Source organism: Amaricoccus tamworthensis (assembly GCF_049800875.1).
In the GTDB taxonomy this organism is placed as follows: Bacteria; Pseudomonadota; Alphaproteobacteria; order Rhodobacterales; family Rhodobacteraceae; genus Amaricoccus; species Amaricoccus tamworthensis.
In genome coordinates this window covers 74,365-89,707 of record NZ_JBNAFV010000001.1, presented here as the reverse complement: position 1 = coordinate 89,707, position 15,343 = coordinate 74,365, and the positions used below count along the sequence as shown (strand labels likewise).

The window sequence follows — 15,343 nt, the reverse complement described above, 5'->3', positions numbered from 1 at the left end:
TTATTTTTCGAGGAAGCCTTCGGCCAGCAGGACGCAGCCCCACATGTCCATTTCGCTGTCCGTCACACTGTCGGCGGTCAGGGCGAAACCTGGATCCTCAAGCACCACGTTGGGGGCGTATTCACCCTCGTCGATGGCGGAGAGGATGGCGTCGAGTGCGGCCTCGGCCTCGTAGTAGAGGTCCTGCACGCCTGTCGCGTCCACATAGCCGTCCTTGATCAGCTGGCAGGCGGTGGCGTCACCGTCGAGACCGCCGAGCACGACATGGCCTTCCTGGTCACGGGTTTTCCACATGCCGCGGGGTTCGAAGACCGAGCGGATGGTGGGGAAGAGGAAGTCGGAGGAGGTGAAGACGAGGTCGATCTCGGGGTTGGCGGTGACTGCTGCTTCAAGGTTGGAGAGGGCCGTGGCGGCGTCCCATTCGGTTGCGACCTCGATGGGAGTTTCAAAGCGGTCGGACTGTTTGCCGATGGCGTTGTAGAAGCCCTTTTTGCGACCGACGGCGTTGGGGTCGCCCAGGTCACCTACGAGGATGAGGGGCTGGAGCGTTTCGCCCTCATCGGCGCCTTCGAGGGCATTCCCGACAAGGTAGTCAACGGCCTGTTCGGCGATGGTTTCGTTGTCGGCCACCACGATGATGCCGCGGCTGAGGTCGGAGGGCGGGCGGTTGAAGACGGCGATGGGCACGTCGTTGTCCTGGGCCTCGCCGACGATTGTGACAGCACTTTCACCGTCCTGGGGGATGATAATGATGCCGTCGACGCCCTGGGCGATGCAGTCGCGGACCTGTTCAAGCTGGCGGTTGGCATCCTCGTTGGCGTTGCGCTCGATGACGGTGTGGCCTTCCTCCTCAAGTGTTGAGGTGATGGCGGCGTGGCCGGCGACCCAGAACTCGGTCTCGAGGTCCTGGAAGGCGAAGCAGATGGTTGCCGCAGAGGCCTGGCCGGACAGTGCGGCCGTGGTTGCGAGCGCGAGGGCGCCTGCTGCCAAATATTTTTTCATTTTGTATCCTCCCTGTTGAATTTGATGGCCGGACGGCGGGTGATCAGTCGTCCGGGTGGCAGATTTCTTTCACGGAAGCGAGCACCGCGTCGGGGTCAAAAACGCGGTCAAGCCACCCGTCGCGGAAAATGACCGGTTTGGCCGTATCGATTGCCTTGAGCGCTCCGTCGGAAAACTGTCCGCCGGGGAAGATGCCGAAGGCGATGGCAAGCTCGATGTTGATGTGGCCGAGCATGAAGTCGTGGGCGGCCTGTTCGGGGACGCCGCGGCGCACGGCCTCGTCGGTGGCGTCGCGGAGCGCAAGGGCGAGTGTGGCGCCCACGGTCTCCGAGAGGGCCGGTTCCAGGATGGCGAGCTGTTCGACGGTGACGCGGTGGGAGCGCATGACCGGTTTCCATATCTCGCGGGAGATGGCCTCGCACATGGCATAATGTTCCTCCGGTCCCTGCATCAGGGCGCAGACGATGTGCTGTTTGGCCTTCACGCCGCCGAAGAAATCGAGGCGGTCCTCGCCTTCCTCATCGTTGAAAATCGGCGGGTGGCATGGATGTGTGACGAAATAGGTGACGTCGTCGCGTTTGGGCATTTCGCCCGCGTGGGGGGCGGCGGCGTCAAGCACAATGACGGCGGTGCCGGGGTCGAGGCGGTCGATGATCTCATGGGACACCGCACCGATGGCGCGGTCGGGCACGGCGAGGACGACGGCGTCGGCGCGGGAGAGGGCCTGGCCCTGTTCGACGCAGTCGAGACCGGTGGCGGCTTTGAGGCGCTCGCGGCCCGCTTCGCTGACCTCCACATGGGCCACGTCATAGTCGGTGCCGTGAAGGTTCGTGGCCAGGCGGACGCCCATTTTTCCGCCGGCGCCCAGCAGTGCGATTTTCGTCATGTGGTTTCTCCTGAGGTCTGTCCCCGCAAGGCGGAGAAATAGTCGGGCGCGCCCATCTGGCCGCCCTTGAGTGAGATTTCGATGCCATCAGTGGCGGGGGTGTCGCCATGGCCGCGCAAGAGCGGCGCGCCGGGTCCGATGGAGGCGGCGGCGGTCAGCGCCCAAAGGCCGAGGGCCTCGGTGGCCATGGAGGAGGTGTCGCCGCCCGCGATGGCCGCGCGGGTGAGGCCCGCCTCCTGCACGATGCGGCGCAGGACGGAGCCCAGGGCGCCACCGAGGCGGGCGTTGGTCCGGGCGGTGTCGGCACCAGCGGTCGTGATGGCCTCGCGGAAGCGGGCGACTTCGGGGTCGTCCGGGCCGGTGGCGGTGATGACGAGCGGGGCCTGGCCCTCACCAAGGGCCGCGAGCGCGAGGCTGCTGACCCGGGCGGTTTCCATGACGAGGGCGGTGGGGTCGAGCGCTTTGGTGGGGTCGAGGCGGATGGCGGCCCAGCCATTTTGCGTGGCGTGCTCGATCTGGCGGGCCGTGACGGGGGAACAGGAGCCGGAGACGGCGGCGATGTGGTCCACGGCGGCCGGTTTGGGAATGTCGGGCGCGGGGGCGAGGTCGCCTGCGGCGCGCCAGGCGGCGGTGAGGGCGTATTCGATGCCCTGGGAGCCGATGGTGAAGAGCTGGTTTTTGCTGGCTTCGGACCAGATCAGACGGCCTGCCTCGGTGAGGGTTTCCGCGTCGACGACGTCGATGGCGATGAGGGTGTGTCCGGCGGCGCGCTGGGCGGCTAGTTCCTCTGCGGCGGTGCCTGATTTGAGGGCGCGGAGGTCGATCAGGCCTACGGTGCGGCTGGTCTGCTGGCCGATGTGGCGGCGAAGATCGGCCTCGTTCATGGGCGTGACCGGGTGGACCGACATGGTGGGGTGGCGGTCGAGGCGTTCAACGTTGTCGCCCGCGGCCGCGAAGAGGTTGCCGAAGGCCTGCCAGCGGCCGATTTGGGGGGCGGCGGCAAGGACCGGAGCCCAGTCGCCCTCACGCAGGCCAAGGTCGGCGGCAGTGCCGATGGAGCCGATGTGAGGCGCGCTGTCGAGGGTGGAGCAGATTTTGTAGTGGATCACGGGGGCGCCGGTGGCGCGCAGGGCCTCGTAGACGGGCGGAAGGTGGTGGGCCATCCAGTCAGCGCTTTGGGTGCGGGCGTTGCCGGCGATGCCGATGCCGCGCAGGCCCTCGAACCGGGCCAGACGCTCAGGGGTGGGCAGGTCCAGGAAGAGGACGGAAGGCAGGCCCGCGAAGGTCAGAACCTCCATCACCGCGCCCGCGCCGGTGAAATCGTCGCCATACCAGGCGATCAGGGGACCGGCGGGCAGGGTCATGCGTATGTCCCCAGGGCTGCGGCGAGTTCGGGGTGGGTTTTGGCGTATTCCTCGGCGTCCTGGCCGGATGTGGCCGCCTCCCAGGCCTGCTGGAGGCTGGCGACACCGGCGGCGGGGCCATCTGGGTGCGCCATGATGCCGCCGCCCGCCGCGTAGATCAGGTCCGGGGTTTGCAGCGCGTTCCATGTGGCGGGCGGCTGTTTGGCGGACTGGCCGGAGGAGAAGACGGGCATGGCAACGCAGGGTTTGTCGTCCCAAAGCGGTGTGAGTACCGAGCGGGCGGAGGCGATGACGCTGTCATCCGGTTCGCAGAACTTGTTGGAAAGGCCATTGACATGCAGGTGGTCGGCCCCGGCGATCCGCCAGAGTTTGGACCAGGCGACATAGGAGATGCCGAGCATGGGATGGCGGGCGTAGAGGCCCCAGCCATTGCGGTGGGCGTGGATCGGGAGGCGTGAATGAGAGCGCAGGGCGCTGAAGCCGGTGAGGCCCACGGAGTGGATGCTGGCCATGACGCAGGTGCCATCGAGATCGGCCACAAGGTCGTGGCGGCGGCGCATTTCGTCGACCTCACCGGTGACGTTGAAGGCGAACATGACCTTCTTGCCGGTGCGTTCCGCGTGGTCATTGATGACGGCCATGACGGCGCGGGCGCGGTCCTCGAAGGGGCAGAGGGGGCCGTCGGCCTGAAGCTCGTCATCCTTGATGAAGTCGAGACCGGCCTCGCAGAGGGTTTTCACGAGGGCTGCGGTATCGTCGGCGGTGAAGCCGACACTGGGTTTGACGATGGTGCCGATGATGGGGCGGTTTTCGACACCCGCGAGCTGGCGGGTGCCGTCGATGCCGAAGGCGGGGCCGGGATAGGCGTCCCCAAAGGCGCGGGGCAGGCGGATGTCGAGGAGTTTGAGGCCGGAGAACTGTTTGAGCTCAAAAAGGTTTCCCGTGACGGTGGCCTGGAGGTTTGGCAGGGACGCGCCGAGATTGCCGAGCGGCCAGGAGACGGTAATTTTGGCGCGGCGGTGGGGTTTGTCCGGGTGGCCCGCGCCGGGCAGTGAGGGCCCGGCGACCGTTTCCCGCTCCTCAAGGCTTTCGACCACGGCGGCGGAGCGGGCCTTGAGTTCGGGGGTTTCGCCGGGAACGGGCATGAAGGTGCCGGAGGACTGCTCGCCTGCAAGCGCAGCGGCGGCCTCGGCGGGGTCGTACGCGGTCTCGATCAGGTAGTCGGCCTCGATGCGGTCGCTCACCGGTTCAGGTCCATTTCAATGTCGGCAATGCGGATGGTGCGGCCGGTGTCGTTGGATTCGTATGCCGCCACGGCCATGGCGAGGGTGGTGAGGTTGTGGCGGCCGGATGGCTGGGGCTCGGCCTTGCCCTCCAGCACGTCCACGACATGGTCCTCGAAGGCGGCGACGCTATCCTGCACCACATGCCAGGGACGCTCACCCCAGGGGGGGATTGCGGGCTCGGCGGGGATGGATTTGACCTCGCCGTCTTTGTGGACGCGGATTTCGTAGTTCTGGAGCAGTTCGAGCGTGCCCTCCATGCCCTCGATGCGGATGAGGGTCTCGGGGAAGGGGTCGGGCGTGACCTTGGTGAAGAAGGAGCAGTCGATGACACAGACGGTGCCGTTGTCGTGTTTGACCGTGGCGGTGAAGGCGTCCTCGCCCGCGATGCCCGGTTTGAGGCTCTGGGTGCGGCAGTGGATGTCCTGCACGTCGCCGAGCAGGAAGCGGTCGAGGTCGAAGAGGTGCAGGCCCACGTCCATGATCGCGAATTTCTCGGTCTCGGCCAGGTAGGGCTGGCCCGCGTAGACGTCGTACCCGTGGCGGAAGCTGAGGCGGGCGAAGGTGGGGTCGCCGATGATGTTTTGGTCGAGCAGTTTTTTCAGTTCGATCTTCGGATGCTGCCAGCGGAAGTTTTCGTGAATGATGAGGGGTTTCCCGGCGGCATCGGCGGCGTCGCACATGGCGCGGGCGTCCTTGAGCGTGTTGGCGAAGGGCTTTTGGCAGATGGTGAGGGCGCCGGAGGCGAGCGCCAGTTCGACGAGGGGGCGGTGGCTGTCGACGGTGGTGCAGACATCCACGAAGTCGGGTTTGACGGTGGCGAGGGCTTCCTGGACGTCGGTGAAGACATGGGTGATGCCGAATTTGTCGGCCATGGCCTGGGCCTTGGTACGGTCGAGGTCGCAGACGGCGGTGATCCGCGCGCCCTCGGCGGCGGCCCAGCCGTTCATGTGGTTGCCCGCGAAAAAGCCGCAGCCGATCAGAAGTCCGTTATACATCAGGCGTTCTCCCCGCCGTTGAAAAGGAAGGCCACGTCAAGCGGCTGTAAGGTTATGGACCCGGTTTCGCGCGGGGCGCTGTCGAGCCAGTCCGGGGTTCGGGCGGCGCCGGTGCTGTCTACGCACAGGAGTGCGGTGTGGGCGGTGCCGGGGTCGAGGGTTGCGGCGTCGGTGCCGGTGTTGGTGGCGAGGCCACAGAGGCCGGGTGCGCCGGTGCGGATGGTGGTGAGGCCGCTGCAGGGTGGGCCGGTGATTTCGGCCTGTTGGCCGGTGAGGCGGGCGAGGGCGTGGATGACGTGGAAGAGGGGGTAGACCGCGCCGGTGTCCTCGAGCGCCCCGAGCGGGCCGGAGGCCATGGCGGGGGAAAGCGATGTGATGCCGGATGCGGTCGCGGTGGCGGCGGCGCCCACGGCGAAGGCGGCGGCGAAGAGGCCGCGCTGGCGGGGGTCGTCGAGGGCCATTTCGAGGCGGATGCGGTCGGGGTTTTCGGCTACGGTGGCGCCGTAGGGGTTGCTGCGCATGCCGATGGAGACGAGGCCGAGACGGATGGGACGGTTGCCCGCGAGGGCGCGGGCGCTGGCGAAGACGTCTGGAAGCGCCTCTAGGGTTTCGAGAACCGCGCCATCGGCGGCGTCGTGGACGATTGCGGTGGTGCCGAAGGTGACAAAATCTCCGTCCGGGCCGGGCGGGCAGCGGTTAAGTTCGGTGAAGTTGGTGAGCATTCCGGCGCCGGTTTGGGCGTTGGGAAAGGCGCGGGCGGCGGCTTCGTGTGCGCCGGTGGGTGTGGTGCCGCCGGGCCAGGGGCCGTCGGGCTGGTGGCTGGCGAGATAGGGTTCGGGCAGGGCGATGATGTGGGCGGGTTGGATGCCTGCGGCCGCGCAGGCGTCGGCGAGGGACTTGAGGGCGGTGTCGGGGTCCTGGCCGTCGGGGATGACGGCTTCGAGCGTCAGGGGCGCGTTGAGGGTTTGCAGGGCGTCGGGGAAGACCGGGTGGTCGGTGGTGACGCGGAGTTGCAGACCGGAGAGGGGCAGGGCGGCGAGGGTTTGGGTGGTTTCCGCGTTTGGCGTGTGGATGGCGGGGTCGATGGCGAGGGCGATTTCGGGCAGGGTGCCGGTGCGGGGTGCTTCGGTGGCGCCAGAGGCGGGTTTGGCGGTGCCGGAGAGGTGGATGACGACGCGCTGTTGGATGGTTTCGCCGGTTTTGACGTCGAAGGGGCGCGGGGCGGCGAGGGGGCGGCAGTAGGTCTTGAAGGAGGCGTCGGTCCAGTTGCGCTGGTCCTCCATCTCAAAGATCTCGCCCTCGAGACTGATGCCGACACTGATGCCGTGGACGGTCTGGCGCAGTTCGGTGATGTCGAAGACAGGCTGGCCGGGGGAGATGTGGTCGGGGAAGCTAAGGGTTTCGGTTTCGCCGTTGGAATGGACGACCTCGACGGGTGCGCCTACGACGCCGGAGAGCGGGTGGAGCAGCACGAAACCGGCGCGGTTGACGGTTGTGGTGCTGCGGGCTTTCAGTGTGAGGCTGCCCTCGATCAGGGTGTCATCTCCGGTCTGGCGGGCGGTGAGGTCGAAATGGCCCTCAAAGTCTCCGGCCCGGAAGCTGCGCGAGACATGGGCCATGCCGGCGGTTTCGTCCTGGGTCGAGGCGGTGATGGTGGCGGGCGTGGTGGCCCAGTCGGCGTCGCGGATGGGAAAGGCGAGCGCGCGGATGACCTCGATGCCGTGATGGGTGATCGCGCCGAGGCCGCCGGGCGTGACGGAAAGCGTGGTGTGGCCGCAGTTCAGCAGAATCGGTGAGGCGGCAGGCTGTTCCGTGCCGAAGCGGGCCATGGCCGCATCAGTGGCGTCGCGTGTGTCCATCGCGAATTCCTCCCAAAATGGGTGCGGTGACGCACCGACCTTTCCGGTCTCTTATCTGGTATAATGAGTATAACATTGAATTTGGCTGTCAATAATTTCCTGCAAAAATTTGTTGCGGGGGGGGGGCGGATTGATGGCCGGGGGGTGGAGGTCCGTCGTAACCGGGGGACTTATTGGGATGATCTACGGCGCGATCGTAAGAACGCCTGGCAGCGTGCATGATTCCGAGGGGCGTTTATGGCGGATGATGTACCAGGTGCGATTGGGTTGTTCGGGTTCGGTGTCCAGTGCAAAGGCAATCGCGTCTCCGTCTGCAGTCAACCCGTTGGGATCGGGTTCAGAAAAATGGGCATTGGCCTCAGGTATTACGATCGTTCGCGCACCAGTTTCTTCTTCCCACCAAAGTCCGTTACTGCTGATGATCCAGTTGGGGAAATTCGCGGGCGGCGAGATTTGGTTGGTATGCCAGCTCCAGGTAGCTGCCGGGTCAGGCATCTCGAGTAGTTTTAGGGGGCGTCCTTTTCGGTACACGTACCAGTTGGTTGCGGTAGCAATGATCCACCGGTCGAAAGCCGGGCGGTATCCCGTCCAGTATACACGTCCGTCCAGCACGTGGCGGGGGTCAAGCTGCGTTGGTTTCGTTCCGTCAAAGCGCCAGGGACGGCCCGCTTCATCCCGCAGTAGCTGGCCATCGCTCAGGGGGTCGTCGGTCCAGTAGGCCAGCGGACCGGTTTCGCCGGGTTTCGGTCGAAACACCCTTCTGCCGTCGTGCCAGTATCGTTCCCGGGTTTCGTGTTCCTCCAGGACCGCACGGCCGGTGACGGGATCGTCGCCCACGTAGGCCAGCCGCAGCCACCAGAAATCGGGGATTCTCCGGCCCTTTCCCTCGTCGATATCGAACTCGTACGTGCGCTGTTTCCGTAGGGCTTCGCAGCACCACCATGTGGTGTAGCCGGTGTAGAAACCGAGACGGAGAGCGGGGCTGTAACGGGCGGACCAGGTGCCGGAAGACCTGGGGTCCCACGTCAGGCGAGGTCGCACCATGCCGCTGTCGGTTGGCTCAATGCCCGCCTCTGTGGACTGAAACTCGATCCAACCAATGCCTGCTGCATGACTGTCGCCATAGAGCCGTCCGCTCGGGGCATCGTAGTAGTTAAAACCAAGGTAATCGTCGCCGGAGGGGAACCACATTTCAGTGGTGTGTCCGGTTGCCGGGTCCCGGAATTCCACGCGGCCTTCTGATGGGTTGCTGATTTCAACGGGAAGGCCGGGAACCGAATAGGGAACGTTTCGGTCGCGGGTGGGTCGGCTGGCATCCTTGCGCAATGCGGGACGTTCGGCCACCTGTTCGATGCAGTAGTCCGCAGGGGATTCGGCGGTGGCAGGGGTTGCGAGGGCTGCGAGGGTGAGCAGTGCGGTCAGGGTAAGTATTGTCGCCACCATTTGGTCTTGTCCGTCTTTGTGACGTTAACCTGACCGGAAAAGGTGTTGAAGCCGTGAAGCGGGTGGCTTTGGCGGTCGAGGGGCCGCGTGCGGGCGCGGCCCCTGATTGGTTCGGCAGGCCCGGTCTAGTGGGTGAGGCCGGAGCCGCCGACGGCGGTGATGTTGAAGGGCAGGCCCTCGACCTCGATGGTGCGCAGTTCGCTGAAGGTTTCGGCGTCGAGGATGCGTACGAGGCTGGCGCGGGGGTCGGTGATGGCGATCTCATCGCCCATGACAGCGAGGCGCGGGCGCGGGTCCCTCCAATGGCCGTCCTTGCTGTAGGGGTCGGTGACCTGTGTGGAGCGGGAAAGCTCGCCGCTGATGGTGTCGAGCGCGTGGATCCGGCCGTCCTCGGTGAAGATGTAGGCGGTGGTCACGCGTTTGGGGTCGAGGGCGAAATCGACGCGGCGCACGGGCAGTTCCGTGAGGCTGAACGGGTTTTCCGCTTTGGCGTCGATCACGACGACGCCCTTGTCACCGTAGTTGCCGAGGAAATACTGCATGGATTTTGCGCCAAGCAGCGTGCCGACAGTGCCGTCGGGCAGGTCGTCGCCATAGGTCAGCATGGTGAGTTTCGGCTCGGCGCCGGACTGCGGTTCGGCCACCAGAACGCCCTCGGCACAGCCAAAGGCCACCATGCCGGCGGAGGAGGCTTCTCCGTGGAGGCCGGTGCAGACGGCGGCGTCGCCCACCTGGGCTTTCGTCTCATCGAGGATTGAGAGGCCAAAACGTGGGGGCAGGTCGCCGGCTTTGGTTTCCGCCGTCAGGTTGGGTTCAGCCATCAGCATGTATTTGTCCATCGGGACGGCGACACCGTGGACCGGGGCGGCGGATCTGAAAATGTCGTGTTTGGTGTCGCCTTCGAGCAGGGCGGCCTCGTTGTAGACGCGGGCCTCGCCGTCGCGGTCGTAGAACTGGATCATTTCATCGCCATGGGGAACGATGTGGACGGGACGGCTGCCGGCAAGCTCAAGGTCCAGAAGGGCGGGGTCGGATATTTCCACATCGCCGTGGTCGCCGTGGCTGGTAAAGCGGAGGCCGCTGTCGATGACGTTGACCATGTCGTGGTCCATCTGGACGGCAAAAAGGATGGAGCCGCTTTCGCTGGGCTTGAGGTGGGTGACGTAGCCGGTGGTGGGGAAGACGCCGAGGGTTTCACCGCTGGTCGCATCAAGCGCAGTGACGCGTCCCGCCTGCTGGTCGGTGACAAAAAGGCGCCAGACTTCTGCGGTCTCATCCGCCGCGAAGGTCGGCAGTGCGGAGGTTACGAGCAGGGCGGCGGCCAGCGAGGCCGGTCGGAAACGGGACGGCATGGGAGTAATCCTCAGTTCGTTATAATATAACATTACGTATAGGGGTTCGCGGTTGAGTGTCCAGTCGTTGCGCGGAAGAATTTTGGTTTTGCCGGCGCGCAGACGGCAAATGCCCGCTCAGCGTGGCGGGCTGTACGAGGGGCTGGCGGAGCCTGTGGGCTGTTGGGGTCTAGCGTGTCAAGCCGGCCTCGATTGCCATGCGGATGAGGTCGGTGGTGCTGGAGGCGCCGAGTTTTTTTCGGACGTTCGACGAGGTGTTGGCGGCGGTCTTGTAGCTGACGCGCAGGGCGTCGGCGATGGACTGGAGGTCCTGGCCCTGGCCGATGAGGCGCAGGACCTGGTGTTCGCGTTCGGTGAGCGTTGAGAGCGGGTCGGCGCGGCCGCCGATGCCTTTGCTGGCCACCGCAAGGGCCATTTCGTGGGAGAGGTAGAGGCGGCCCTGTTCCAGCGCCTCGACGGCGGCGAGAAAATCCTCGGGCGCGGAGTTTTTGGAGAGGTAGCCGGTGGCGCCGGTCTCGAGCGCTTTGGAGACGAAAACGGTCTGTTCGTTCATGGAGAAGATCAGGATCCGCGCGTCGGGCAGGCGGCGGAGCAGCGGCTCGATGAGGTTCAGCCCGCCGAGGCCGGGCATTCCGAGGTCGAGGACGATCAGGGACGGGGAATGGGCGTCGGCGAGTTTGAGGGCCCCGGTGTCGGTCAGGGCCTCGTGGATGGTGTCGTAGCCCGCCTCCGTGAGAAGCTGGCGGCAGCCGAGATGGGCGACGGGGTGGTCGTCGATGACAAGAGCGGATTTCATGATGCGATACTCAGGTCGCCAGTGGATTTGGTGTCGGCGGAAAGGGGGAAGCGGGCCTTCAGGCGGGTGCCGCTGGTGTCGGGGCGGTCGATGGTGAGCTGACCACCGACGGCGCCGATGCGGTCGCGCATGGCGGTCAGGCCGCGGCCCTCGCTGGTTTTTTCATCTATGCCGGGGCCGTCATCTTCGATTGTCATGTGGATCTGGCCTTTGGTGTCGGTGGTGAGGCCGGCGCGGATGTTCTGCGGGGTGCCGTGGCGCAGGGCGTTGGTGGTACCCTCCTGGAAGAAACGGTAGACGGTGAGGTCGATGATTTCCGGTGTTTCGGGCAGGTCGTCCGGCAGGTCTATGTGCCAGACGATGCCGGGATGGGTTTTGCGGAAGGCCTCGAAGAGGTCGCGCAGGGCGTCGGTCAGGGGGAGCTGGCCGATGGCCATGGGGCGGAGCGTGGTCAGGAGGCGGGCGTTGGAGGCCTGGATCTGGCTGACAATTTCGAGGATGGTCCCGGCGTCGGCCGTGATCTTTGGGTCGTCGGAGGCGCGGGCGATGGCGGAGGCCTTGACCTTGAGGCCGAACAGGCAGGGGCCGAACTCGTCGTGGAGTTCCATGGCGATGGCGCGGCGTTCGGCGTCGGCCAGTTCAACGATGCGGCGGTTGAGGCTGGCGCGTTCTTCGCTCGCGGTTTGGAGGCTGGCGGAGAGGGCATTGAAGCCTTCGGTGATGGGGGCGAGATCGGGGTGGCGTCCGGGGCGGATGCGGGTGGCGAGATCGCCGTCCTGCAGGGTTTTCAGCGCGGTGCGCAGGCGGCCCAGCGGACGCAGGGCGCGGTGGACGAGCCAGGAGAGCAGGGCTGCGGAGAACACGGCGGAACCCGCGATGATCCAGAACAGGCCCCTGATGTCGGCCCAGACCTCGGCGATTTCATCGGCAGGCGCGGTGGTGATGGAGACATAGCCGTAGTCGCGACCGTTGACCTGGACGGGCACGCGGGTTTCGACGGGTTCGGGCCAGACAAGGGTGGTGAACCAGGCGGGCGCGGGTGTGGGCAGGTCGTCCAGCGGGACCTCGCGGACGCGGATCAGGCCACGCTGGGCGTCGATCAGGGAGAGGTCGACATGGCGGGGCTGCACGAGAATGTCGGCGAGACGGGGCAGGACCTCGCCCGGTGGGGTGTCCTGAAGGGCGGAGCCCAGGGCTGCGATGACCAGGGCGCGGGCGCTGCGTTCTCCCGCGCCGATTTCCACGGCGACGGCGTTGCGGGCATTGGCCACGAGCACCGCGGCACCGAAGGCCAGTACCAGAAGCTGGACCGCCATGATGCTGAAAACCACCTGTTGTTTCAGGTGCATGCGCCTGAACATGCCGGATCCTCCCCAATGCGCCGGGCGGCCACGATAGACCTGGGCGGGGGAGCAAGTCGAACGAAAAGATGAGCCTGGGACGGGTGGGCCGTCAGAGGATCATCGACATTTCGTGCCAGGTCATGCCGCCGTGACCGGATGCGGACGGGCGGTCGTATCGGTATCCGAGCCGCTCATAGAGGGGGATGTGGTGGTCGCGGCACATGAGGTGGATTTCGCGTTTTCCTGCGGTCCGCATTCGGTTTACAAATTCGGTCATCAGGGTGCGGGACAGCCCTCTGCCCTGGTATCGGGGATCAATGACCACCGACATGATGACGACGTTCGGGGCGAGCGGGTCGTGGCCCACGAGTTCCTTGAAGTCATCATCGGACATTTCGACCTGATGGGCGCAGCCGGAGTTGATGAAGCCCGCGATGTCGTTGTCGATTTCGAGGATCAGGAAACCGTCCGGGTAGAGGTCGATACGCCTGGCGATTTTGTCGAGGGTTGCGGCCTCGTCGCCCTCGTAGGCGGCCTGTTCGATGTCGTAACAGCGTCGGGCGTCGGCGGGGCGGGCGTTTCGGAAAACATGCATGACTGTCGATAGCCCTGTTGGGCGTGGTTGGCCAGCGCCAAGGCAGGGATGCGCTTTGGAAGCCGGAGGGAAGGTGTGCATACAGACTTTAGTAGTCCCGCGGCGTTTCCCGGTTTCATTGCCGAATGTTCCCGGTATTTTTTGGGAGGCACGGTTCGGGAGGGGCGTGCTAGCAAAAAGGTTCTGGGAGGAGATTGGGGATAAATGACTGATATGCTTGACGCCGGTCCGCTGGTTTCATGGATGAAGCGGATGTGTCTGTCTGCGGCGACGGCGGTTCTGGTCTGTGGTGCGGTTTTCCCGGCTGCGGCACAGACGGCGACTGTTGCGGTGTTGCGCATTGATTATCCCTCTCTCCTTCCCCTTTCCCGTCTTGATCTGCTGCAGGAGGACCGGGCGTTTGCCGGGGCGCGTGTGGCGACGGATGACAACCGGACGACGGGACAGTTTCTGGGACAGACGCATGAGCTGGTCGAGGTGGCGACCACGCCGGAAAACGCGATGGCGGATTTTCAGGCGCTGGTGGAGGATGGTCTGAGGCTGTTCGTGCTGGTCGGCAGTTCGGAGGACATGCTTGCGATGGTGGATGCCGCGCCGGAGGATGCGGTTCTTTTTAATGCGTCCAGCGGAGATACGACCCTGCGCGATGAGCGGTGTCGGGCGAACCTTTTGCATATTGCCCCGAGTGACGCGATGCGGGCGGATGCGGTGACGCAGTTCCTGGTCTGGAAGCGCTGGACGGAGTGGTTTCTGATCGCGGGGTCGAACCCGGAGGATGTTGCGCTGGCAGAGGCTTACCGGACGTCGGCGCGGAAGTTTGGTGCGGAGATCGTCGAGGAACGCACGTTTGAGGATACCGGGGGCAGCCGGGTGTCGGATTCGGGGCATGTTCTGGTCCAGAAACAGATCCCCGTCTTCACCCAGGATGCGGAGGAGCATGACGTGGTCGTGGCGGCGGATGCCTCGGACGTGTTTGCCGAGTATCTGCCCTATCATGTCTGGGAGCCCGCACCGGTGGCGGGATCGGCGGGGCTGCGGCCGGTGACATGGGCGCCGACCCATGAAAGCTGGGGGGCCACGCAGATGCAGACGCGGTTTGAGGACTCGGCCGGTCGCATGATGGATGATCTGGACTACCAGACCTGGCTGGCGGTGCGTGTTGTGGGTGAGGCGGTGACGAGAACCGGCTCGGATGATCCTAAAGTATTACGTGAATACATGCTTGGCGACGAGTTTGAACTTGCCGCCTTCAAAGGCGTCCCGGTAACCTTCCGTGACTGGAACGGGCAGCTTCGCCAGCCCATTCTTTTGTCCAACGGGCGAATGACCGTAAGTGTCAGCCCGCAGGAGGGATTTCTGCATCAGGTGTCCCTTCTGGATACTCTCGGACTTGATCGTCCGGAAAACAACTGCAGTGCCTTTGCGGGGGGGAATTGATGATAAAGTATCTGCTGCTGGGAGGGCTGTCGGTGATGGCGGCCCCGGCGCTGGCCAATAATGTTTTCGTGTCGAACGAACGCGGGAACACCGTGACGGTGCTCGACAGCGAAACCTGGGAACAGATTACGGAATTTCCGGCCGGAAACCGGCCGCGGGGCATTACGATCGCGCCCGATGGAAGCGAGCTTTATGTCTGCTCGTCGGATGACGACCTGGTGCGGGTCTATGACCCGAACACGTTTGAGGAGTTGCACACGCTGCCTTCCGGGCCGGATCCGGAGCTGTTTGTGATCCATCCGTCGGGTAATCCGCTCTATATTGCCAACGAGGACGACAACCTGGTGACGGTGGTGGATACCGAGACCCATCAGGTGCTGGCCGAGGTGCCGGTGGGGGTTGAGCCGGAGGGGATGGCGATCAGCCCCGATGCGGGGATCGTGATCAATACCTCCGAGACCACAAACATGGCGCATTTCATCGATACGGAAACGTATGAGATCGTCCATAACGTGCTGGTGGACCAGCGGCCGCGCTATGCGGAGTTCACCTCCGATGGCAGCAAGCTTTACGTGAGCGCCGAGATCGGTGGCACGGTGAGCGTCATTGACCTGACGGCGGATGCGCCATCGATCACCAAAAAGATAACTTTTGAGGTGGCGGGTGTTCAGCCGGAATGGCTTCAGCCCGTGGGAATCAAGGTGACGGAGGATGCCAGCCGGGTGTTTGTGGCCCTGGGGCCGTCGAACCGGGTGGCGGTGATTGATGGCGAAACCGATGAGGTGCTGGAATACCTGCTGGTGGGGCAGAGGGTCTGGCAGCTTGGGTTCACGCCGGATGAGAAGTTTCTGATTACGACGAATGGCAACTCCAATGACGTGTCGATCATCGACGTGGAGAAGGAGGAGGTCATCAAATCCGTGCAGGTCGGACAGCAGCCCTGGGGCGTTGTCGTGGCGCCGGATCAATAACAAAGAGGGAGGAT

13 protein-coding genes are annotated in these 15,343 nt (G+C 64.9%); 2 read left to right on the top strand and 11 right to left on the bottom strand.

Annotated features, from left to right (window positions below):
* From ACP15P_RS00460 to ACP15P_RS00410, 11 genes are all read right to left on the bottom strand, one after another.
* Complete coding sequence (locus ACP15P_RS00460) at nucleotides 1–1,002, bottom strand: sugar ABC transporter substrate-binding protein (protein WP_424926522.1); 1,002 nt, start codon at nucleotides 1,000–1,002, stop codon at nucleotides 1–3.
* 43 nt (nucleotides 1,003–1,045) lie between these two features.
* Nucleotides 1,046–1,888, bottom strand: coding sequence for a phosphogluconate dehydrogenase C-terminal domain-containing protein (locus ACP15P_RS00455; RefSeq protein WP_424926521.1), 843 nt, complete (start codon nucleotides 1,886–1,888; stop codon nucleotides 1,046–1,048).
* The gene (locus ACP15P_RS00450) at nucleotides 1,885–3,252 is read right to left on the bottom strand and encodes a four-carbon acid sugar kinase family protein (RefSeq protein ID WP_424926520.1); all 1,368 of its coding nucleotides are present in this window, start codon (nucleotides 3,250–3,252) and stop codon (nucleotides 1,885–1,887) included. The genes ACP15P_RS00455 and ACP15P_RS00450 overlap by 4 nt, the downstream gene beginning before the upstream one ends.
* Nucleotides 3,249–4,496: a ribulose-bisphosphate carboxylase large subunit family protein gene (locus ACP15P_RS00445; RefSeq protein WP_424926519.1), complete on the bottom strand. Its 1,248-nt coding sequence runs from the start codon at nucleotides 4,494–4,496 to the stop codon at nucleotides 3,249–3,251. Before ACP15P_RS00445 ends, ACP15P_RS00450 begins: the two co-directional genes overlap by 4 nt.
* On the bottom strand, nucleotides 4,493–5,533 hold the full coding sequence (locus ACP15P_RS00440) for a Gfo/Idh/MocA family protein (RefSeq protein WP_424926518.1): 1,041 nt from the start codon (nucleotides 5,531–5,533) through the stop codon (nucleotides 4,493–4,495). The genes ACP15P_RS00445 and ACP15P_RS00440 overlap by 4 nt, the downstream gene beginning before the upstream one ends.
* Nucleotides 5,533–7,392, bottom strand: a complete 1,860-nt coding sequence (locus ACP15P_RS00435; RefSeq protein ID WP_424926517.1) for a D-apionate lactonase family protein — start codon at nucleotides 7,390–7,392, stop codon at nucleotides 5,533–5,535. The genes ACP15P_RS00440 and ACP15P_RS00435 overlap by 1 nt, the downstream gene beginning before the upstream one ends.
* Before the next feature lie 183 nt (nucleotides 7,393–7,575).
* Nucleotides 7,576–8,835, bottom strand: coding sequence for a hypothetical protein (locus tag ACP15P_RS00430; RefSeq protein ID WP_424926516.1), 1,260 nt, complete (start codon nucleotides 8,833–8,835; stop codon nucleotides 7,576–7,578).
* Between the two features lie 125 nt (nucleotides 8,836–8,960).
* A complete protein-coding gene (locus tag ACP15P_RS00425; RefSeq protein ID WP_424926515.1) occupies nucleotides 8,961–10,187 on the bottom strand; it encodes a hypothetical protein in 1,227 nt (408 codons plus the stop codon).
* A gap of 169 nt (nucleotides 10,188–10,356) precedes the next feature.
* Nucleotides 10,357–10,983: a response regulator gene (locus ACP15P_RS00420; RefSeq protein WP_424926514.1), complete on the bottom strand. Its 627-nt coding sequence runs from the start codon at nucleotides 10,981–10,983 to the stop codon at nucleotides 10,357–10,359.
* Entirely contained in the window at nucleotides 10,980–12,344 is a 1,365-nt protein-coding gene (locus ACP15P_RS00415; RefSeq protein WP_424926513.1) for a histidine kinase, read from the bottom strand. Before ACP15P_RS00415 ends, ACP15P_RS00420 begins: the two co-directional genes overlap by 4 nt.
* A gap of 91 nt (nucleotides 12,345–12,435) precedes the next feature.
* Entirely contained in the window at nucleotides 12,436–12,921 is a 486-nt protein-coding gene (locus ACP15P_RS00410) for a GNAT family N-acetyltransferase (RefSeq protein WP_424926512.1), read from the bottom strand.
* A gap of 252 nt (nucleotides 12,922–13,173) precedes the next feature.
* Between ACP15P_RS00410 and ACP15P_RS00405 the strand changes: the two genes are divergently transcribed.
* The gene (locus ACP15P_RS00405; protein ID WP_424927279.1) at nucleotides 13,174–14,358 is read left to right on the top strand and encodes an ABC transporter substrate-binding protein; all 1,185 of its coding nucleotides are present in this window, start codon (nucleotides 13,174–13,176) and stop codon (nucleotides 14,356–14,358) included.
* Nucleotides 14,358–15,329 carry a YVTN family beta-propeller repeat protein gene (locus ACP15P_RS00400; protein ID WP_424926511.1) on the top strand — a complete coding sequence of 324 codons (972 nt, stop codon included), beginning with the start codon at nucleotides 14,358–14,360 and terminating at the stop codon, nucleotides 15,327–15,329. Before ACP15P_RS00405 ends, ACP15P_RS00400 begins: the two co-directional genes overlap by 1 nt.
* Nucleotides 15,330–15,343 lie beyond the last annotated feature (14 nt).